This window comes from Brevundimonas sp. PAMC22021, assembly GCF_019443405.1.
Lineage (GTDB): Bacteria > Pseudomonadota > Alphaproteobacteria > Caulobacterales > Caulobacteraceae > Brevundimonas.
This window is the reverse complement of the sequence record NZ_CP080376.1, coordinates 1,367,857-1,386,866: the sequence shown is the minus strand read 5'-3', so window position 1 is coordinate 1,386,866 and position 19,010 is coordinate 1,367,857. Positions and strand designations below refer to the sequence as shown.

The 19,010-nt window shown below is 68.1% G+C and carries 14 protein-coding genes and 1 tRNA gene; 4 read left to right on the top strand and 11 right to left on the bottom strand.

The annotated features are described in order from the left end of the window. Positions 1 to 5: 5 nt before the first annotated feature. The 4 genes from KY493_RS06765 to KY493_RS06750 are packed head-to-tail and all read right to left on the bottom strand — an operon-like array spanning position 6 to position 3,704. Complete coding sequence (locus KY493_RS06765; RefSeq protein WP_219898184.1) at positions 6 to 698, bottom strand: NUDIX hydrolase; 693 nt, start codon at positions 696 to 698, stop codon at positions 6 to 8. Further along, positions 695 to 3,010: a ribonuclease R gene (gene rnr, locus KY493_RS06760; protein ID WP_219898183.1), complete on the bottom strand. Its 2,316-nt coding sequence runs from the start codon at positions 3,008 to 3,010 to the stop codon at positions 695 to 697. Before rnr ends, KY493_RS06765 begins: the two co-directional genes overlap by 4 nt. 8 nt (positions 3,011 to 3,018) lie before the next feature. After that, complete coding sequence (locus KY493_RS06755; RefSeq protein ID WP_219898182.1) at positions 3,019 to 3,456, bottom strand: type II toxin-antitoxin system VapC family toxin; 438 nt, start codon at positions 3,454 to 3,456, stop codon at positions 3,019 to 3,021. After that, positions 3,453 to 3,704, bottom strand: a complete 252-nt coding sequence (locus tag KY493_RS06750) for a type II toxin-antitoxin system Phd/YefM family antitoxin (protein ID WP_219898181.1) — start codon at positions 3,702 to 3,704, stop codon at positions 3,453 to 3,455. Before KY493_RS06750 ends, KY493_RS06755 begins: the two co-directional genes overlap by 4 nt. A gap of 158 nt (positions 3,705 to 3,862) precedes the next feature. On the opposite strand from KY493_RS06750, the gene KY493_RS06745 reads away from it, so the two are divergent. Continuing rightward, a complete protein-coding gene (locus KY493_RS06745; RefSeq protein WP_219898180.1) occupies positions 3,863 to 5,278 on the top strand; it encodes a cystathionine beta-synthase in 1,416 nt (471 codons plus the stop codon). A gap of 4 nt (positions 5,279 to 5,282) precedes the next feature. Beyond that, positions 5,283 to 6,446 carry a cystathionine gamma-synthase gene (locus KY493_RS06740; RefSeq protein ID WP_219898179.1) on the top strand — a complete coding sequence of 388 codons (1,164 nt, stop codon included), beginning with the start codon at positions 5,283 to 5,285 and terminating at the stop codon, positions 6,444 to 6,446. Here the strand turns inward: KY493_RS06740 and KY493_RS06735 are convergent. Genes KY493_RS06735 through KY493_RS06720 form a run of 4 tightly spaced genes read right to left on the bottom strand, consistent with a single transcriptional unit; the run spans position 6,431 to position 11,257 of the window. Then, positions 6,431 to 7,381 (bottom strand): glycosyltransferase family 2 protein, encoded by a 951-nt coding sequence (locus KY493_RS06735; protein ID WP_219898178.1) that lies wholly within the window; start codon positions 7,379 to 7,381, stop codon positions 6,431 to 6,433. The two genes, KY493_RS06740 and KY493_RS06735, sit on opposite strands and share 16 nt — an antisense overlap. After that, positions 7,381 to 8,316, bottom strand: coding sequence for a glycosyltransferase family 2 protein (locus KY493_RS06730; RefSeq protein ID WP_219898177.1), 936 nt, complete (start codon positions 8,314 to 8,316; stop codon positions 7,381 to 7,383). The genes KY493_RS06735 and KY493_RS06730 overlap by 1 nt, the downstream gene beginning before the upstream one ends. After that, the gene (locus KY493_RS06725; protein WP_219898400.1) at positions 8,313 to 9,758 is read right to left on the bottom strand and encodes a lipopolysaccharide biosynthesis protein; all 1,446 of its coding nucleotides are present in this window, start codon (positions 9,756 to 9,758) and stop codon (positions 8,313 to 8,315) included. The genes KY493_RS06730 and KY493_RS06725 overlap by 4 nt, the downstream gene beginning before the upstream one ends. Before the next feature lie 20 nt (positions 9,759 to 9,778). Continuing rightward, positions 9,779 to 11,257 carry an exopolysaccharide biosynthesis polyprenyl glycosylphosphotransferase gene (locus KY493_RS06720; protein ID WP_219898176.1) on the bottom strand — a complete coding sequence of 493 codons (1,479 nt, stop codon included), beginning with the start codon at positions 11,255 to 11,257 and terminating at the stop codon, positions 9,779 to 9,781. A gap of 144 nt (positions 11,258 to 11,401) precedes the next feature. Here KY493_RS06720 and KY493_RS06715 point away from each other — a divergent pair. After that, a tRNA-Ser gene (locus tag KY493_RS06715) sits at positions 11,402 to 11,493 on the top strand. A gap of 141 nt (positions 11,494 to 11,634) precedes the next feature. Here the strand turns inward: KY493_RS06715 and KY493_RS06710 are convergent. Continuing rightward, complete coding sequence (locus tag KY493_RS06710; protein ID WP_219898175.1) at positions 11,635 to 13,893, bottom strand: TonB-dependent receptor domain-containing protein; 2,259 nt, start codon at positions 13,891 to 13,893, stop codon at positions 11,635 to 11,637. Positions 13,894 to 14,179: 286 nt separating this feature from the next. Between KY493_RS06710 and KY493_RS06705 the strand changes: the two genes are divergently transcribed. Continuing rightward, positions 14,180 to 15,595, top strand: a complete 1,416-nt coding sequence (locus tag KY493_RS06705; protein WP_219898174.1) for an OprO/OprP family phosphate-selective porin — start codon at positions 14,180 to 14,182, stop codon at positions 15,593 to 15,595. A gap of 114 nt (positions 15,596 to 15,709) precedes the next feature. On the opposite strand, the gene KY493_RS06700 is transcribed toward KY493_RS06705, so the two are convergent. Next, a complete protein-coding gene (locus tag KY493_RS06700) occupies positions 15,710 to 17,458 on the bottom strand; it encodes a response regulator (protein ID WP_219898173.1) in 1,749 nt (582 codons plus the stop codon). After that, positions 17,455 to 18,951 carry an ATPase domain-containing protein gene (locus KY493_RS06695; RefSeq protein ID WP_219898172.1) on the bottom strand — a complete coding sequence of 499 codons (1,497 nt, stop codon included), beginning with the start codon at positions 18,949 to 18,951 and terminating at the stop codon, positions 17,455 to 17,457. Before KY493_RS06695 ends, KY493_RS06700 begins: the two co-directional genes overlap by 4 nt. Positions 18,952 to 19,010: the final 59 nt, after the last annotated feature.

Sequence of the window (19,010 nt, the reverse complement as noted above, 5' to 3'; positions counted from 1 at the left end):
CGGCGTCAGGCGCGGGTGACGAGATGTCGCCCGCGCACCATACGCACGAAAGGCGGCGGTCGGTCAGGGTCGTCCAGGCGGTCGCGCACCTCCCCCAGCACGAAGCGGGTGATGGCGGGCAGGTCCAGCCGTTCGGCCTCGTCCAGCGGGAACCAGGCGATCTCGTCCAGCTCGCCGCAGCCCTGGGTCGGCTCGGGATGCAGCAGGCTTGAGGCGTCGGCGACAAAGAAGCGGGCGTCGAAGCGACGCGCGCGACCGGGCGGCGTGATCGCTCGCGCCACATAGGTCAGGGCCGACAGGTCGGGCAGTGCGCCGGACTGCCGATAGGCGCGCCAGGGCCCGGCGACGGACGCCGGCGGGGCGGGCGCGCCCAGCACCAGGCCAGTTTCCTCGAAGGTTTCACGCACCGCCGTCAGCATCAGGGCGCGGCCCCGACGGGCGGGCATCTGGACGTCCAGCCTAGCCGCCGTTCGGCCGTCCGGCCGTCCGGTTGAGGCGGCGGTGAAATCTGACCGCTCCAGCCGCCCGCCGGGAAACACCCATTTCGACGGCATGAAGACGTGGCCGGGCGCGCGGCGGCCCATCAGCACCCGGTCGCCGCGCAGCAGGATCAGGGTGGCGGCGTCACGTGGTTTCTGGTCGCGCACGACGCGAGGCGCATCCGCGAGGTCCTGCCGCGCGTCGAACGGCGTGGTCACCTCCGCTTGCCCTTGCGCACTCCCTTCAGACCGCCGGCGGGCTTGGAGCCGTTGCGGGGCTTGGGGCCGCCGGGACGCCCCTTGCCGCGCGAAGGCGGACCGTCGCCGCCCCGGCCACGCACGCCATAGCGCGGCGCCGGGGCGTTCGGATCGCGCGGTTCCGGATCGCTCAGCATCTCGAACAACAGCCCGCCGGTGACGGGCGTGGCCTCCACCAGCTTCACCTCGACGCGTCGCCCGAGCGTGAAGCGTTGGCCGGATCGTTCCCCGACCAGGGCATGAGCGCGATCGTCGTGGGTGAAGTACTCGCTCCCCAGAGACGACACAGGAACCAGGCCATCCGCGCCCGTCTCGTCCAGCCGTATGAACAGGCCGAAGCGGGTCACGCCGGTTATGCGTCCACCGAAAGTAGCGCCCACCCGATCCTCAAGGAAGGCGGCGATGTAGCGGTCCATGGCGTCGCGCTCGGCGGCCATGGACCGGCGCTCGGTCATGGTCACCTGTTCGGCGATGGCGGCCATCTCGGCGACCTCCCGGTCGGTCAGGCCGTCCGATCCCAGCTTCAGCGCGCGGATCAGCCCGCGATGCACGATCAGATCCGAATAGCGCCGGATCGGAGAGGTGAAGTGGGCGTAGCGATCCAGGTGCAGCCCGAAGTGGCCGACATTCTCCGTCGAATAGATCGCCTGCATCTGGGTGCGAAGCACCACCTCGTTGACGACCTCGGCGTGCGGGCTGTCGCGCATCTGGTCCAGCAGCTTGTTGAACCGCTTGGTCGTGCCTGGTTCGCCCTTGTTCCACGGCAGGCCCAGGGTGGACAGGAAGTCGGCCAGGTTGAAGATCTTCTCCTGGCTGGGCGCCTCGTGGACGCGGTAGATCAACGGCGTGTGCTTCTGCTCCAGCGTCTCGGCGGCGCAGACATTGGCCTGGATCATCATCTCTTCGATCAGCCTGTGCGCCTCAAGGCTGACACGCGGCTCGATGGAGGCGATGTCGCCCTCGGGCGTCATGCGGATGCGGCGCTCGGCCGAGTTGATGCCCAGCGGGCTGCGACGCTCCCGGCCCTTCAGCATCGCGTGGTAGGCGTTCCACAACGGATAAAGGATCGCCTCCATGATGGGGCCGGTCACATCGTCGGTTTCGCCGTCGATGGCCTCCTGAGCCTGTTCGTAGGACAGCTTGGCGTGCGAGCGCATCAGCCCGCGTACGAAGCGGTGGCCGGTCTTTCGACCGTCCTTGTCGAACACCATGCGGACCGCCAGGCAGGCGCGGTTCTCGCCGGCCTTGAGGCTGCACAGGCCGTTGGACAGGACCTCGGGCAGCATGGGCTCGACGCGGTCGGGAAAATAGGTCGAATTGCCCTTGGCGCGCGCCTCGCGATCCAGCGCCGCGCCGGGTCGGACATAGGCGGCGACATCTGCGATGGCGACCCAGACGATCCAGCCGCCCTCGTTCTTCGGATCGTCGTCTCGCTGAGCATAGACGGCGTCGTCATGGTCGCGCGCATCGGCCGGGTCGATGGTGATGAAGGGGACTTCGCGCAGGTCCTCGCGGCCCTTCAGCGTCGGCAGCGCCTGGTCCTCGGCCTCGCGTTCCACGGTCTCGGAGAAGCCGGTCGGCACGCCGTGGGCGTGGATGGCCAGGAGCGAGGCGGCGCGGGGATCGTCCTCGCGGCCGATGGTCTCCAGAATCTTGCCGCGCTTGGGCCCGTAGCGGTGATCCCCCTTTTCGATGGCGGCGAGCACCAGGTCGCCGTCGCGCAGATCCTCGGCCTGGACCTTGGGCACCACCAGCACGTCCTTGGACCGACGGTCCACCGGCTCGACCCGGGTCTCCCGAGACGACTTGCGGATCACGCCCAACACGCGATTGGTGGATGCATCCAGCCGCTTGATCAGGCGCGCTTCCCAGTCGTTCTCTCCGCGCTCGAACTTGACCAGCAGCCGGTCGCCCATGCCGGGCGCGGGCGCGGCCGTCTTGCGGTCCGGCATCAGCAGGGCGCGCGGCGCATCGGCCGAGGCGTCGACCAGGCGCACGTACATCTCGCCGTCGGCATCGCGTTCGATCACGTCGGCCACGCCGACCGGAGGCAGGGCGCCGGCCTCTGAGAAGCCCTTGCGGCCGCGCTTGCCCAGCTTGCCCTCGGTCTCCAGCTCGCGGATCATCTCGCGCAGAGCGCGATGGTCGCCGCCCTTCAGGCCGAAGTGGCGGGCGATGTCGGTCTTTTCGGCCGATCCCGCATCGCGCAGGAAAGCGAGCAGCGTGTCCTTGTCGGGAAGGCCGGCGGGCGGCCTCTTGGGTGATTTCGTCATTCAGTCCTTCATGCCGCCGAGCCTTCGGCGGGATTGATGCAGGAAAGGCCGACCGCGCGGGCGGCTGCGGCCAGATTGATGTCCAGCGTGATCAGTCGCGCCTCCACGCGACGGCACACGGCCATGTGCAGGGCGTCGGGCGCGCGAAGCTTCAGGTCGAACTGGCGCACCAGAGCAGTGGCTTCGCGCACATCCGAGCCGTCGATTGCGATCGGCGCCGCCGTGGCGGCGATCCAGTCGTCGAGGTCGTGCAAGGCGGCGTCGGCGGCTGGCAAGGTCAGCGTTCGTGTCCGCACCAGTCGCGACACGGCCGATGACACCTCCGCAACGACGAAGTCGCTGACCTGCGGTAGCTGCGACTGCGCCATGAAATCGATCACCGCGCGGCTGTGGGACTCGATCATCAGAAACGGCACCACGACGCTGGCGTCGAAGTAGTCGATCATTCCACCGGCTCATCATACATGCCATTGATCAATTCGACCGAAGTCATGCCAAGCGGAGGACGACTGAGGCGCCGCTCTGCGATTTCCAGCAGCCTCGCCTTGCGTTGCTCAGGCGTCATGGCGGGCAGGGGGCGTAACTCCGCGACAGGCTTGCCATGGCGAGTGATGGTGATCGGTTCACCGCCTTCGGCCCGGTCAAGAAGATGGGTGAAGTTGTTCTTGGCTTCGGCGACGCCGTAGCTGGCCATGATCGATCTCCAGTTCTGGCCATAAATATAGCCATAGTGCGCCATGCCCGCTAGAGTGATCGCAGCGGGGCGTATATGCACGCGGTAGGATCTTGCACCGCTTGACCCGGACGGTCCGGACCCTCAGCTTCCGGCTCCGATCCTGCGTGGAGCCTCGCATGTCCTTTCCTGCCTCAACTCTGGCCGCCCCAACCCTCAGCGCGCCGGTCGCGACGCCGCTCGATCTGATCGGCAAGACGCCGATGGTCGAGGTCAAGCGCATGGACACAGGGCCGTGCCGGCTGTTGCTGAAGCTCGAAGCGCAAAATCCCGGCGGATCGATCAAGGATCGCATCGCGGTCGAGATGATCGAGGCGGCGGAGCGCGAGGGCTTTCTGAAGCCCGGCGGGACCATCGTGGAGGCGACGGCCGGCAATACGGGGCTGGCCCTGACGCTGGTCGGCCGTGCGCGAGGCTACAAGGTGCTGCTGGTCATCCCGGACAAGATGTCGAAGGAAAAAATCCAGCATCTCAGGGCCATGGGCGCGGATGTTCGCCTGACGCGTTCGGATGTGCCGCACGGGCACCCCGAATACTACACCGACATGGCCGAACGATTGGCTCAGGGAAGCCCTGGCGGCTACTACGTCAACCAGTTCGCCAATGACGCCAATGCCGAGGCGCATGTGAAGACCACCGGCCCCGAGATCTGGGAGCAGACCGGAGGCCGGCTCGACGCTCTGGTGGCCGGCATCGGCTCGGGCGGCACCATCACCGGCACGGCTCGGTTCCTGAAGAGCGTGGGATCGAACGCCGAGATCATCCTGGCCGATCCGGTCGGCTCGACCCTGGCCGGCATCGTCAACGACGGCGTGCCCGGTCCGGAAGGCAGTTATACCGTCGAGGGCATCGGGCAGAACTTCGTGCCGGACACGGCCGACATGAGCCTGATCGACAGCGCCTATTCGATCCCGGACACCGAGGCGATCGCCACCGCGCGCGAACTGCTGCTGAAGGAAGGCATCCTGGCGGGTTCGTCATCCGGCACGCTGATCGCGGCGGCCCTGCGCTGGTGCCGCGAGCAGACCGAGCCGAAGACCTGCGTCACCTTTGTTTGCGACACCGGCGCCAAATATCTGTCCAAGGTCTACAATGACGCCTGGCTGGCCGATCAGGGCCTGTCGGACCGAGAGCTGCACGGCGACTTGTCCGACCTGATCACGCGCAAGTACGAAAAAGGCGACGTGGTGGTGGCCGGACCGGACGATACGCTGGACACCGCCTTCAAGCGGATGCGCGGCGCCGACGTGTCGCAGCTACCGATCATCGACGAGGGTCGGCTGGTCGGCATCCTGGACGAAAGCGACATCGTCCACATCATGAACACCGACGAGATCACGCGGCGGGAGCGGTTCGCCAAGCCCGTGGCCTCGGCCATGACGCGCGACCTGGACACGGTTCAGGTGTCGGAACCGCTCGACGCCCTGATCCCCCTGTTTGATCGCGACCGGGTGGCGATCGTGCAGGACGGCGATCGGTTCGTCGGTCTGATCACCCGCACCGACCTGATCAATCACCTCAGTCTGAACCGGTAAGCGCATGCTTGGGAAGAAGAACAGCCAAGGCTTTTCGACGCGCGCCATCCATGCGGGGCAGCGGCCGGACCCCACGACGGGCGCGGTGATGACGCCGATCTATGCGACCTCGACCTATGCCCAGGAGAGCCCGGGCGTGAACAAGGGGTATGAGTACGCACGCGGCAAGAACCCGACGCGGGAGGCGTTCGAGGCTTGTATCGCTGATCTTGAGGGCGGCGCGCACGGGTTCGGCTTCGCCTCCGGCATGGCGGCGACATCGACCGCGCTGGAGCTGCTGGACGCCGGCGACCATGTGGTCACGGGCGATGACCTGTATGGCGGCTCGTGGCGGCTGTTCGAGCGGGTGCGCCGGCGCTCGATGGGGCTCGATTTCGCCTATGTGGACCTGAGCGATGTTCAGGCCGTAGAGGCCGCGATCACGCCCAGGACCCGGATGTTGTGGGTGGAAACGCCGACCAATCCGATGATGAAGCTGGCGGACATCGTAGCCCTGTCCGAGATCGCCAAGGCGCGCGGGCTGATCCTGGTGGTGGACAACACCTTCGCCACGCCCTTCTGCCAGCAGCCGTTGGCTCTGGGCGCCGACATCGTCATGCATTCGGCGACCAAATATCTGAACGGTCACTCCGACATCATCGGCGGCGTGCTGGTCACCGCCGACGCCGATCTGGGCCAGCGGATCAAGTTCCTGCAGAACTCGGTCGGCGGGGTGATGGGGCCGTTCGATGCGTTCCTCGCCAACCGGGGGCTGAAGACGCTGGCGTTGCGGATGAAGGCGCATTGCGACAACGCGCTTGCGATCGCCCGCTGGCTGGAGACGCGCGCCGGCGTGTCCCAGGTCATCTATCCCGGCCTGATCGCCCATCCGCAGCACGAGCTGGCCGCGCGTCAGATGAGCGGCGGTTTCGGCGGCATGGTGACCGTTGTTCTGGACGGCGACCTTGAGCGCACTCGGCGCGTCCTGGAGAAGGTGCAGGTTTTCACCCTGGCCGAGTCGCTGGGCGGGGTGGAAAGCCTGGTCAACCACCCCGCGATCATGACCCACGCCTCGGTGCCCAGGGAGGTGCGCGAAGCGGGCGGCGTCACCGACAGTCTGATCCGGTTGTCCGTGGGCGTCGAGGATGTCGACGACCTGATCGGCGACCTCGATCAGGCGCTGGGCTGATCGACGCCGGGCGCCGCCTTCAGCATGGCGGCGCCGTAGAGGCGGGGCTCGAAGCGTTTGGTCCAGAAGACCTTGCCCAGACCGCGCGCCACGCCGTCCATTGTCTCGGCTCGGCGTGGGCTGCGCGCGATCCACAGCGGCAGCAGCTTGAGGCCACGCACGGCGGTCTGCACCGCGCCCACGGCCATCCACCTGACAACGCCCAGCCAATCGCGGCGTGCCGCGGCGGCCTGGCTTGGGCTCTGGCCATAGGCAAAGGCTCGGGTCAGGGCGTAGCGCAGGGTGGCGCGGTGCGGCGGCGCATATTCGTCGACCCAGGCGCCGGAGGCCCAGCCGAAGCGACCGCCCCGTGCGCGAACGCCGGCGAACAGCACGTCGTCCTCGCCGCCTGACTGGTCCATGGCCGTGTCGAACGGCGCGGGGCCGGGCAGGGCGACCGAGCGAAGCATCAGCGAGTTGCCGCAGCCGTACGGTTCCTCAATCAGGGTGGTTGTCGCAGGACCGTCTCGCCCGAAGAACCGCTCTAGGTAAGGTTTGGCCCAGCCGGCGTCCTCGGGCACACGCCCCCGGATCGGGCCAAAGACAACGTCGGCGCCCGTCGTTTGAAGACTGCTGAGCAGCGCCGAAAGCCAGCCGGGAGAGGCCGCCTCGTCGTCGTCGAGAAATGCGATCAGCGGCGCCTCGGTCGCCGCCAGGCCGGCGTTTCGCGCGGTCGCCACGCCGGGCAGGGGCGCATGGACGTAGACGAGGGGGGCGGGCGCGGAAGGTCGAAGACGCTCCACAACCTCGGCGGCCGAGCCTTCGGGATCGTTGTCGGCGACAACGATGGTGGCCAATCGGTCTTCGACGCCAGTCTGGACAAACAGGGAGCGCAAGGCCCTCGCGAGGCTCTCCGGCCGTCTGAGCGTGGGAACAATGACGGCGACGTCGCCCATCAGATCGCCTCGGCGTAGAGGGCTGTGCGATAGAGGCGCAGCGCGAAGGCGCGCATCGCGACAGGCCAAAGCGGCGCCTTCGCTATGGTCTTGAGCCCGGCGCGTAGCAGACTTCGCACCGGCAGCTTTCGGATCAGGCGCGCCGCCTTGTAGCTGGGGTAGGCGGTGGCCAACTGGGGGTGCAGGGCGACGACGCGGGCGAAGTTGGGCGCGCCCTGTTCGAACTTGCGTGCAAGGGCGTCCACTGTGTCCAGACCCATGTGCGTGGCCGGATTGTCGACGTGAACGATGGGAAAGCGGCGCGACACCCGCATGGCCCATTCGACGTCTTCCCAGCCCCAGCCGGTGAAGCCGGGATCGAAGCGTTCGGCCTCGAACACGTCGCGCCGGACGAGGAGGTTGGAGGTGTAGACGTATTTCTCCGGCTGCTTCGATCGCTCGGCGGCAGGCACGCACTCGGATTGCAGCGAAAGGGCGCGGTGCACGGCGAAGCGCGGATCACGCGGCGCGGCGTCCAGCGAAAAGCCGCCAAAAGCGACGGCCGGCGCGCTGTCACGAGCGAGCGTTGCCCAGTCCTGAAGAAAGGCGTCAGAGTCCGGCTGCATGTCGCTGTCAAGGAACAGGAATGTGCCCGCGCGCGCGTTGGTGGTCAGGCGGTTTCGCCCGCGAGCGCGCCCTTCGTTGATCGGCAGGCTGATGAGGCGGATCGGCAGCGGAAGGCCATTGATCAAGCCTTGCAGACGCTGCGTGAGCGCCTCATCGCCGGTGCCGTCGTCCATGACGATGACCTCGACCGCGCCGTTTAGCCCTTCAGCCTCCGCCGCCAGCTGTTCCAGCAAGGCGGACGGATCGTCACGCAGGAACGGAATCAGCACCGAGACAACCGGCGTGGCGGAAGCGAAGGCCGCGTTGTCGTGGACACAAGGCGCGGTCATGCCGGCGCGCCACGACGTTGGGCCAGCAGGCGCAGCGCGACGTCGCGCACGCCGGCGGCGTTCAGCGCAAGCGCGACGCAGGCGTAGATCACAGCGCCGACGCTCGCATCCAGAGCGAGCTCCAACAGCCCGCCGAGCGGGGGCAGGGGCCACACGGCCAGAGCCATGGCGCCGGCCGCTACGCCGCATCTCGCCAGGGTTGCCCACGGCACGGGCAGGGGGATGGCGCGCCGGCTGAGCAGGATGCAGGCGACAAGACCTATGGCGAAGCTGCCGGCGGTGGCCCAGGCCGCGCCCACAAGGCCGAAGCGGGGGATCAGGACGAGGTTCAGCACCACGTTCGTCGCGGCGGGGATGGCCGTGGTCGCCAGCAGCAGTTCCGTCCGCTTGCCCAAGGTGAAGCCGAAGCCGAAGTAGTAGGCGATCATGCCGGACAGAAACGCCGACAGCGCGATCCAGGGCGTGACGATCACGGCGGCGGCGCGCAGGTCCTCCCCGATCATCAGCTCGGCCATAGGACGGGCGACAAGGGCCAGGCCGACGGCGGCCGGCAGGGTGATCAGCACCAGCATCGACGCCTGCTCCAGCGCCGACCGTCTGAGCGCCTCGCGTCCGCCGCGCTCCAGCGCCATGACCATGGCCGGCGCGCCCGCCGCCCCCAGCCAGATGAACATCACGTCCAGCGTCCGGTTGGCCAGCGAATAGCTGGCGTGATAGGCGCCGACCGCCGCCGCATCCATGAAGGCCGCCAGCAGGAAGCGGTCGGTCGAGGCCAGCACCAGAGCCAGCGTCAGCGACGCCGCCACCGGATAGCCATAGGCGGCATAGGCCTTCAGTCGGGCATGATCGACCACGCCGCGTCGCGCCTGACGCAGCTCGCCCGGCAGGACGAAGGGCAGGGCGAACAGCGGCGCGACCAGCAGCCCCAGCAGCGGAGACGCCGCGCCCGCGCCGGCCAGCGCGAACGCCGCGCCAACGCCAAAGCCGACGATCGCCACGCCCATATCGACGCGTGCGGCCTTTGAGACCTCGCCGGCGGCGCGAAACCGTTCCTGCGCCAGCTTGGCCAGGCACCGCAGCGGCGCGCCGGCCAGCCCTGCGGCGACCGCCAGCTTGAAGGGCAGGCTGGCCGGCCACATCCAGACGCCCAGGGCCGCGACAGGAACGAACACGGCGATCACCAGAAAGGCGGTGCGGTAAAGACTGGCGAAATGGCTGGCGAGGCCGTCCGGCGTCTGCTCCCCGGCCCAGAAGCGCGCCATGGCGGCCTCCAGCCAGGTGAAGGCCAGGATGTGCAACAGGCTGGTGATCGAAAAGGCCAGCGCATAGTGGCCGAAGTCCTCGGCGCTGAGCAGGCGGGTGAAGACGACAATGGTCGCGAAACCGACAACGCCCTGCACGATGTTGGCGGGCAGATAGCCCCACACGCCGCGCCAGAACATGCGGCCGTCCTTGCCCGCGCTCATCGCACCGCCGCCCGGTCGCCCAGCAGCACCGGCACGGTGACCAGCAGAATCCACAGGTCCAGCCAGACCGAATGACGCTCCACATAGTCGATGTCCAACTGCACCCGACGGCGCACGTCCGCCTCGCTGTGCAGGGGGCCGCGCGAACCCTGGATCGCGGCCCAACCGGTCATGCCCGGCTTGATCCGGTGGCGGTGGGCGTAGTCGGCGACAAGTCGGGCGGATTCGGTGTCGCCGGTCTTCATGCCGATGGCGTGGGGGCGGGGGCCGACCAGCGACATCTCGCCCGACAGGACGTTGAAGATCTGCGGCAGTTCATCCAGGCTGGTCGCGCGGATGAAGCGGCCGACGCGCGTGACCCGGTCGTCGCCCGCCGTGACCTGACGGCTGGCGGTGGCGTCCGCCGCCTCTTGGCGCATCGAGCGGAACTTCCACACCACGATCTCTTCCTGGTTGAAGCCGTGGCGGCGCTGGCGAAAGAAGACGGGACCGCGGCTGTCCAGCCGGATGGCCAGCGCGATCAGCGCCATGACGGGCGCGGCGAGCAGCAGGGCCGGAACGCCCAGAATCAGGTCCAGCATCCGCTTGGCGAAGGCGCGGCGAGCGTCGTTGCCGGCCTGGGTCAGCGAGGCCAGAGGCGCCCGCGCCAGCCGGTCCAGGGCGGCGTCGCGACCGCTGTCGTCCACCAGCACGGTGACGGGATTGGGCAGGGTTTCGAGCCGGCGGGTCAGCTCGCGAGCGCGGACCCCCGCCTGCGGGTCGATGGCCAGGACGATGTGATCGACGTAGGGCGTGATCCGGTGGGCGATCAGGGCCTCGGCGTCGCCCAGCACCGGCACGCCCGCCAGGCTGTCGGGCGACCGGGCCAGACGGTCGTCGAACACGCCCAGCACATTGATGTCGCGTCGCTCGATCGCGCTGAGGATTAGGGCCTCGGCATAGCGGGTCGCGCCCACCACCACGACGTTGGGCCTGAGCACACCCTGATGGCTCCAGCGCAGAACCATGACGGTCCACAGCCCATGAAGCAGACAAAGGATGAGCGCGCCCGACCAGGCCCAGATCTGCGCCGCCTCCATGCCGCGCCCCAGCAGCGTCGCCACGGCGAGGGCGGAACCGGCCGCCAGGAACCAACCCATCAACAAGGGCCCGAGGTGAACCAGAACCCCGCCCGTTCGACCGAAACGATAGCCGCCGAGCGAGGGCGTCGTGGTGATGAAGACGACAACGCCCAGGATCACCGGGGCCAAGTCCGCGATCCGGTCCGATCGTCCATGCGACAGCGCGACCGCCGCCGTGGCGACCACGGCCAGGACGTCGACTGCGCGAAACGCATGCGGCGCCAGCCGGACGCCGGACCGTTGGCGCGCATTCAGCCAGACTTCCGGCCGGAACGGCCCACGCCGGGGCGTACCGGCGGCGTCGAATGGGCTGGCGGCGTCAGCGTCGTCGAGGGGCAGGGCGCAATCGGGCATGCGGGTCCGCAAGGCAGGGCAGGGGCGCCACCCTGCCGCGCGCGCCTCTCTTTCCCGTTAACGCGGGGGTCGCAGCGCATCCGTCGCCCACGATGCGCTACGGGATTGCGCACCCGCCCGCGACCCGCTATCGACGCAGCCGCTGGAGACGTGGCCGAGTGGCTGAAGGCAACGGTTTGCTAAATCGTCGTACCCTGTAAGGGGTACCGAGGGTTCGAATCCCTCCGTCTCCGCCACTTGCCCCAAGACAAGTCTTCCTCGACAGGGCGCCGATGCTACTGATTGGCGCCGTCACGCCGGCGGGTGTGCTCCGGCCGAGCCTTGGTCGTCCCCGGCGGGAGGGATGCCGCATGTCTTTGGAAGCAGGCGGGCGAGGATCAGCCGCCCGACTGCGGTCCGGAGAAGTCGAACTGCTCGGGCTGGCGGCGCGGACCGGAGCCGAGGGTCCAGGTCAGACCGACATAGAAGGCCCGCAGGCGGATGTTCTGCTCGGAGCGTTCGCGGAACAGCGGCGTCTCGAACACCGTGGCGCTGTTGAAGCTGCTCAGGATGTCGCGCCCGGTGAACTGGAACGACAGGCTCTCGCTCAGCTTGCGGCGATAGCCGAGGTTCAGCATGCCGCCGGCCTCGCGCGTGCCTTGCGCCAGCAGCTGCTCGCCCTGCCAGAAGCCCGACAGCTGGACGAAATCGTCAGGCGTCGGCTGCCAGTTGAGGCTGAGGCGGCCGGAGGCGAAGGTCCCATCGCGATCCTCTCCGCCCGGAATGCCGGCGGCGTCGATTTCCTGCTGGAACAGGTTGACGCTGGCGTTGTAGCGCAGGGTCGGATGCAGGCGGCCATTGGCGGTCACCTCGATCCCTGTATCGCGGCGTGATCCCAGGTTCTCGGGCCGGGTCAGCAGCACGCCGCCGCCGATGTCGGTCGCCACATCGGTGAAGGCGCCGTCGGTGTCGCGCAGATAGGCGGTCGCCTGATAAAAGGTCTGGCCCTGCCGCAGCTGCCACATGGCCTCGAAGGAATCCGTTTCCTGCGGTTCCAGATCGGGATTGCCGGAGCGCCGGTTCAAGGGGTCCTGGTAGAAGACAAAGGGGTTCAGCTGCTGCGGTTGCGGACGCTGGATACGCCGCGAGTAGCTGGCGCGCAGAGTCTGGGCCTCCGACAGTTGATACTGCAGATGTGCGGTCGGATAGAGCCGCAGATAGTCCTGGTCTGCCGAGACGCCGTTGGTCAGGTCGTCGATCTCGATCTCTGCCTGCTCCAGCCGCAGGCCGCCCTGCGCCGACAGCTTGGGGCTCAGCGGACGCTCCCAGGTGCCGTAAAGGGCGTGAACGGTCTGGCGGGCTTCGAACCGGTTGCTGAGTTCCGGCACGATGCCTGCGGCGGTCTCTGACGCGCCGCGCCGGAACACGCTGTTCTGCTCGGGCTGCAGGTCGGTCAATTCATAGCCGGCGCGAATGCGCCCGCCGTCCGCCGTCGGTCGGACATAGGCGCTGGTGAAGCCCAGGGTGGTCTGGCGGCCTTCGATCTCGTTGATCTCGAAGAGGTCGGCCGCCTCCGGGATGATGAAGTCCGTCGCGGCCAGCGACGAGGTTTCGTTGTCGTTCCGATCGAACCTCAGCTCGTTGGACCATTCGTGCCCGGCGTCGTCGAAGCGATGCACGACACGCGCCGTGGCGCCGACGTTCGAGAAGTTGAAGCTGGAGTCGCCGCTGCGATCATAGGCGTTCACCAGAGCGCCGCCGGCGTCGCGGGTTTCGAACAGCCCGTCCACATAGCCGTCGCCGTCGATCAGGTTGCCTCGCACCTCGGCCGTCAGCTGCGTCTTGTCCGTGAGACGATACTCCGCCGTCAGCCGACCGACGCCGCCGTTCTGGTCCTGGTCGATCTGCTGGACCACGTCGGTGCTGCTGATCAGAGCGCCGGTGGCGGGATCCAGCCGCTCTCGCTGACGCAGAAACTCGATGCCGATCGGATCCGCGCGATAGCTGAGGTCGCCGGACAGGGTCAGCGGCCCATCCTGGCGCGACCCGCTGACACCCACGTTCCAGCGACCGCCGTCGCCGACGTTGGCGCGGACCGAGCCGGTCGAGGTCGATCCCGCCTTGGGCGCCGTGGGCTTGGTGATCAGGTTGATGACGCCGCCGGAGCCTTCCGGGCTGTAGGCCGCCGACGGATTGGTCATGACCTCGATGCGCGCGTATCGGTCGGCCGGCAGCTGCAGCAGGGCCTGCGCCCGTCCTTCGCCGGACAAGACCCCCGAAGGTCGTCCATCGACCAGGATCGTCACGTTGGAATCGCCCCGCAGGCTGACGGCGCCCTGCGGGTCCACATCCACCGAGGGCACGTTGCGCAGGGCGTCGGCCAGACTTCCGGTGGTCGCCTGCAGGTCGTTGGCCAGGCTGTAGCTGACGGAGTCGATGGAGGTGCGCACCTCATTGGCCTGACCCACGACGACCACGTCCCCGACGGTCGCGGGGGCATCGTCGTCCTGAGCGACAGGCGGTTCGGCGGGTGATGGAGCGGGTTGTTGGGGCGTGGCGGGCGGCGGCGTCGGCGCGGGCTGCGACTGGGCGACGACAGCACTGGCGGGCGCAACCAGAGCAACCCCGACCAGAAGAGTAAGCTTGAAGTTCGACATGGCCTGAATCCCGGACCCGGGACATCGTTCACCCGGTTAGCTGAACCGTAACAGCCAGCCGGATTGTCGGTCAGTTACATCTTCTTCATTACATCTTCTTCATTACATTAAGTCTTGTTCATCAAGTGCACCGGAAGCCGCCGTGAAGAGGCCGGCTGGCGTTCACGTTCCTGGAAAATCGCCGACGGCCGCCGGATAGGAAGTCCTGGGTCGGGCTTGGCTACGCAGTTCTGCGTACCAGCGCCTTATGCGCTTCCTTAAACCCTAAGCCTTAAGGCTGATCGACATGATCCACCTCCGCACTTTCGCGGCGGGTGTCGGCCTGGCCGCGCTCGCCACCTCAGCCTTTGCCCAGACGGCGCCGAGCGCCGATGAAATCTCCGCCCTGCGCGCCCAGGTCCAGGCCCTGTCGGCGCGTTTGGAACAGCTCGAAGCGCAGCAACGCTCCGCCGCCGCGCCCGTCGTCGCCGCCGCTCAGACACCGGCGGCCGCAGCCGCCGCGCCCGCGACGCCGGCCGCGCCTAACGACCCGCCGCGTCCCGCCCAGACCGCCGCGACGCCGGCCGCCGTGGATTGGTCCACCGGCTTGCCCGAGTTGCGCAGCCCCGACGGCGCCTTCACCTTCAGGCCGCGCGTGAGAGTCACCGCCGACCTGTCCAGCACCGGCGGTTCGGACTTCGATGGCCGCAACCTGGCGGGAACCGAGCTGCGCGGCCTGCGCCTGGGCGCACAGGGCCGTGTCGCGGGCGGCTTCACCTATTGGCTGGAAGCGGACATCGCCGACAATGCGGTCAGCGTCGCCAACGCCTTTGTGGCCTACAATCGCAAGCTGAGCGGCCGTGATCTGGAGGTGTCGTTTGGGCAGCGCCTCAACGACCGGGGCGTCGAGGGCGGCACGGCCGAGGACCAGACGCCGTTCCTGGAGCGCAGCCTGATGGTCTCCACCCTGGGGCCGGAACGCGGCAGCTATGGCGTCGGCGTGACGTCCAAGCTGACGGGCGGCGTCTGGCATGGATCGCTGTCGGTCACCGGCGACGCGATCAGCGACGGCACGACCGACGACACCCTGACGGTGATGGGCCGCACGCACCTGGCGGCGTTCAAGACCGACGACGGCTTCCTGCACCTGGGCGGCTGGGCCTTTGCTGAGGACCTGACGCCGGCCACGACCATCGCCTCGCGCAGCCTGGTGGTGTCCTCGCGCTTCAACGACAATCTGCGCCTTGCCAGCGGCCCCTACGCCAACCCCGAAGGCAGCCGAGGCTTCGGGCTGGAGTTCGGCGGCGTGCGCGGTCCCGGCTGGCTGATGGTCGAGGGCGGCCAGCGCGTCCTGGAAACGGCCGCGCGCGATTTCCACCAGGACGCCTATGCGGTGTCGGCCGGCTTCTTCCTGACCGGCGAGACGCCGCCGCTGTCGGCCCGCTCCGGCGCCTGGCAGCGGCCCAAGGTGCTGAAGCCCTTCGGCGGAGGCGACGGTTACGGCGCGGTGGAACTGGTCGGGCGCTATGACCAGGCCGATTTCAGCGACAGTCCGACCGGCGGCGAAGGCGATACCTGGCTGTTGGGGGTAAACTGGTATCCAACCAACAACACCCGCGTCTCTGCGCACTGGAGCGCGTGGTCGGTCGAGAACCGGACGGGCGTCTTCGCGGGCGACGACAGCGGCAACACCGCCACCATCCGGGTGCAAACGGGCTTCTGATCCTCAACAGAACGCGTCGGGTGGGGTCTTCATCCCGGCGCGTCTTCCCGCCAAGCCTTGCCCGCGCCTGGAGGGCGGGTTGCGAAGGTCCGGGCCGCGGCGGCGCGAGGGCGTCTACACCGCTCGCGGCGCGTGGATGCGCGAGGTCTCACGACAGCTGTCGATACGGGCCGCCGCCACGGGCAGGGAAGGATGACGCAACGCCCGCTCTAGCGCCTGGGTAAGGTCAACCCGGGCGAACGGCTTGGGAACAATGCAGCCCGGGTCGGCTTCGGCCAGCGCGTCGGCGTCCGCATAGCCGGTCACGAAGATGATCGGCACGCCGGTGCGAATCTTTCGGAGTTCGCGCGCCACCTCATTGCCGTTCATTCCGGGCATGGCGAAGTCCAGCAGGACGGCGGCGACGGCGTCATTGTCCCGGAATCGTTCGACCGCGGCGCCGCCGCTGCCAGCTTCGACGACGTTGTAGCCGAGATCGGACAGGTAGCCGGTGGTGATCTCTCGGACGGCGTCATCATCATCGACGACCAGGATGGTGGCCTGGGCGCCGGGGTGGAAGTCCATCCGGCTGTCCGCGCCCTGATGGTGAGGCGCGTGATCGGCCCGAGGCAGGTAGACGCTGATCGTCGTCCCGGCGCCCACGGCCGTGCGGATGCGCACGCCGCCGCCGGATTGGCGCGCGAGGCCGAAGACCTGGCTCAACCCCAGACCCGACCCCTTGCCCACGGCCTTGGTGGTGAAGAAGGGTTCAAAAGCCCGGGCGAGCACCTCGTCCGTCATGCCGGAGCCGTTGTCCGCGACGGAGACTTCCACAAACTGGCCGGTGGGCAGTTCGTCCGTCGCGTCAGCCGCTGATATCTCGACATTGCGGGTCGTGATCGTCAATCGTCCGCCCACCTCCATCGCGTCGCGCGCATTGATGGCCAGGTTCAGGATCACGAGCTCGATCTGCGTGGGATCGATCATGGCCGGCCAGAGGTCGGGGGCGAGGTCCGGCGGCTGGATGTCGACGCTGCCGCCGATGCTGCTCTGAAGCAGGTCGCCCATGCTTCGCACCGTGTCGTTCAGATCGACCGAGCGCGGCTCGAGCTTCTGGCGGCGCGAGAAGGCCAGCATCTGGGCGGTCAGACGGGCGCCGCGGCGGGAGGCCTCCTCCATCATCGACAGGCGACGGCGGGTTCGCTCGTCGGTTTCGTGCTTTTTCATCTGCTCGACGTTGCCGATCACGACCGTCAGCAAATTGTTGAAGTCGTGGGCGATGCCCGACGTCAGTTGGCCCACGGCTTCGAGCCGCTGAGCCTGCGCCAGGGCGGTTTCGGCGCGTTCGCGCTCGGCGATCTGGCCGGCGAGCATGCGGTTGGCCGCCTCCAGCTCTGCGGTGCGCTCGGTCACGCGCCGCTCGAGAAGCGCCTCGCCGCGGCGGATTTCGTCAATGCGTTCGCGGGCTTCGTACTGCCGCCGGCGTCCTCTCAGCGCGGTCTGTGCGGCGCTCACCAGGGTGGAGGGATGGAACGGCCGCTCAAGAAAGGCGACGTTGCCGAGCATGCCGGAGGCGCGCTGCAGCGCCGGATTGCGCTCCACGCTGCCGCCGCGCTGGGTCAGCAGCACAAAAGGGAAGTCCGACCACGACGGCTGCGCGCCGATCCACTGAACCAGCGGGCCGACATCGACGTCCGACAATCCTTCATCGGCGATGACGGCGAGACCTGCGCCGCGCTCCATCTCGGCCACGACCTTCGCCAAGCTGGGGCATGTCATGGTGGCCACGCCGCCATCGGTCAGGATGGCGTCGGCGATCTGGGCGTCCCGCCCGCGCGGCGCAAAGATCAGGGCGCGTTCGGAGAGGTCTCCGCCGGCGCTCATGCGGCGGGTTCGCCCATCAGGCCGCTGCCCGGTCCGACGAAGTTGGGTACGCCGCGCAGGACGCCCTGGAACCCGGTCAGAGGGGCGCCGAGCGACAGGCCGATGCCGTCGATCGTGTATTCGCGGATGGTCTTCTCGTGCTCGCCCGCGCGTTTCTTGATCACGGACACGGCGCGGCGGACGTGGCCAAGCGCCTCGAAATAGCGCAGCAGGATCACCGTGTCGGCGAGATAGGTGACGTCCACCGGCGCCTTCATCTCGCCCACCAGGCCGTGTTGCGCAACGGTGAGGAAGGTCGAGGCGCCCTGGCGGTTCAGATACTGCAGCAATTCGTGGATGTGGAGGACCAAGAACTGCTCCTGCGGCATGGCGGCCTGGTAGCCGTTGAGGCTGTCGATCACCACGGTCTGTATCTGCTGCCTGTCGACGCAGCGGCGAACCCGGTCGGCGAACTCGCCCGGGGACATTTCGGCGGCGTCGACCTGTTCGACCACCAGCAATCCGTCGGCGATCAGAGCCTCCAGATCAGCGCCCAGCTTGCGCATGCGGTCGTAGAGCAGGCCGATCTCTTCGTCGAAGATGAACAAGGCGGCCTTCTCGCCGCGTGCAACAGCGGCGATGGCGAAGTTGATGGCGAACAGCGACTTGCCGGTGCCCGCCGGGCCAAGGATCAGGGCGCTCGAGCCCCGCTCGACGCCGCCGCCCAACAGGGCGTCGAGTTCGGCCACGCCGCTGGACGCCTGGTCGCGGTTGAAGACGCGCCGGTGTTCGGAGGCGACGATGCGGGGGTAGACGTCCAGACCCCCCTGTTTGATGGTGAAGTCGTGATAGCCGCCCCTGAACCGGCGGCCGCGATATTTGATGATCCGCACGCGGCGGCGCTCGGCCCCGTATTCGGGCGCCAGCTCCTGCAGCTGGATGACGCCGTGGGCGACGCTGTGCACGGTCTTGTCGTTCAAGTCCGCAGTGAGGTCGTCGAGCAACAGCACGGTCGCGCCGTGCTTGGCGAAATAGTGCTTCAGGGCCAGCACCTGGCGGCGATAGCGAAGCGAGCTCTGTGCGAGGAGGCGGATCTCCGAAAGGCTGTCGATCACCACGCGCGTGGGCGTGATCCGCTCGACCGCGTCGAAGATCATGCGGGTGGTTTCGCCCAGCTCGAGGTCCGACGAATACAGAAGGCTTTGCTGTTGCTGTTCGTCCAGCAGGCTTTCGGGCGGCACCAGTTCGAACAGTTCGATGCCGTTCAGCGACCAGCCGTGGGAAGCGGCCGCGCGTCGCATCTCCTCCTCGGTCTCGGAAAGGGTGACATAGAGGGTCGCTTCGCCGTTCTTGACGCCTTCCATCAGAAAGCTCAGGGCCGCCGTGGTCTTTCCGGTGCCGGGCGCGCCTTCCAGCAGAAAGACACGATCGCGTTCCAGGCCGCCGGCCGCGATATCGTCCAGCCCGGATATGCCGAACCGGGCGTCGGGCGAGCCCTCGGGGACGTGTGACATGGGGCTCCGCTCGCTCTTTCGTCCACGGCCGAATAATCAGCCTCCGCGCCCCATTACAT

Bases quoted from the DNA above. Each gene is read 5' to 3' on its own strand.
- KY493_RS06755 (WP_219898182.1), bottom strand. From the start codon at position 3,456: ATGATCGACTACTTCGACGCCAGCGTCGTGGTGCCGTTTCTGATGATC.
- KY493_RS06710 (WP_219898175.1), bottom strand. From the start codon at position 13,893: ATGTCGAACTTCAAGCTTACTCTTCTGGTCGGGGTTGCTCTGGTTGCG.
- KY493_RS06695 (WP_219898172.1), bottom strand. From the start codon at position 18,951: ATGTCACACGTCCCCGAGGGCTCGCCCGACGCCCGGTTCGGCATATCC.
- KY493_RS06730 (WP_219898177.1), bottom strand. From the start codon at position 8,316: ATGACCGCGCCTTGTGTCCACGACAACGCGGCCTTCGCTTCCGCCACG.
- KY493_RS06700 (WP_219898173.1), bottom strand. From the start codon at position 17,458: ATGAGCGCCGGCGGAGACCTCTCCGAACGCGCCCTGATCTTTGCGCCG.
- KY493_RS06750 (WP_219898181.1), bottom strand. From the start codon at position 3,704: ATGGCCAGCTACGGCGTCGCCGAAGCCAAGAACAACTTCACCCATCTT.
- rnr (WP_219898183.1), bottom strand. From the start codon at position 3,010: ATGACGAAATCACCCAAGAGGCCGCCCGCCGGCCTTCCCGACAAGGAC.
- KY493_RS06745 (WP_219898180.1), top strand. From the start codon at position 3,863: ATGTCCTTTCCTGCCTCAACTCTGGCCGCCCCAACCCTCAGCGCGCCG.
- KY493_RS06720 (WP_219898176.1), bottom strand. From the start codon at position 11,257: ATGCCCGATTGCGCCCTGCCCCTCGACGACGCTGACGCCGCCAGCCCA.
- KY493_RS06735 (WP_219898178.1), bottom strand. From the start codon at position 7,381: ATGGGCGACGTCGCCGTCATTGTTCCCACGCTCAGACGGCCGGAGAGC.
- KY493_RS06705 (WP_219898174.1), top strand. From the start codon at position 14,180: ATGATCCACCTCCGCACTTTCGCGGCGGGTGTCGGCCTGGCCGCGCTC.
- KY493_RS06725 (WP_219898400.1), bottom strand. From the start codon at position 9,758: ATGTTCTGGCGCGGCGTGTGGGGCTATCTGCCCGCCAACATCGTGCAG.
- KY493_RS06740 (WP_219898179.1), top strand. From the start codon at position 5,283: ATGCTTGGGAAGAAGAACAGCCAAGGCTTTTCGACGCGCGCCATCCAT.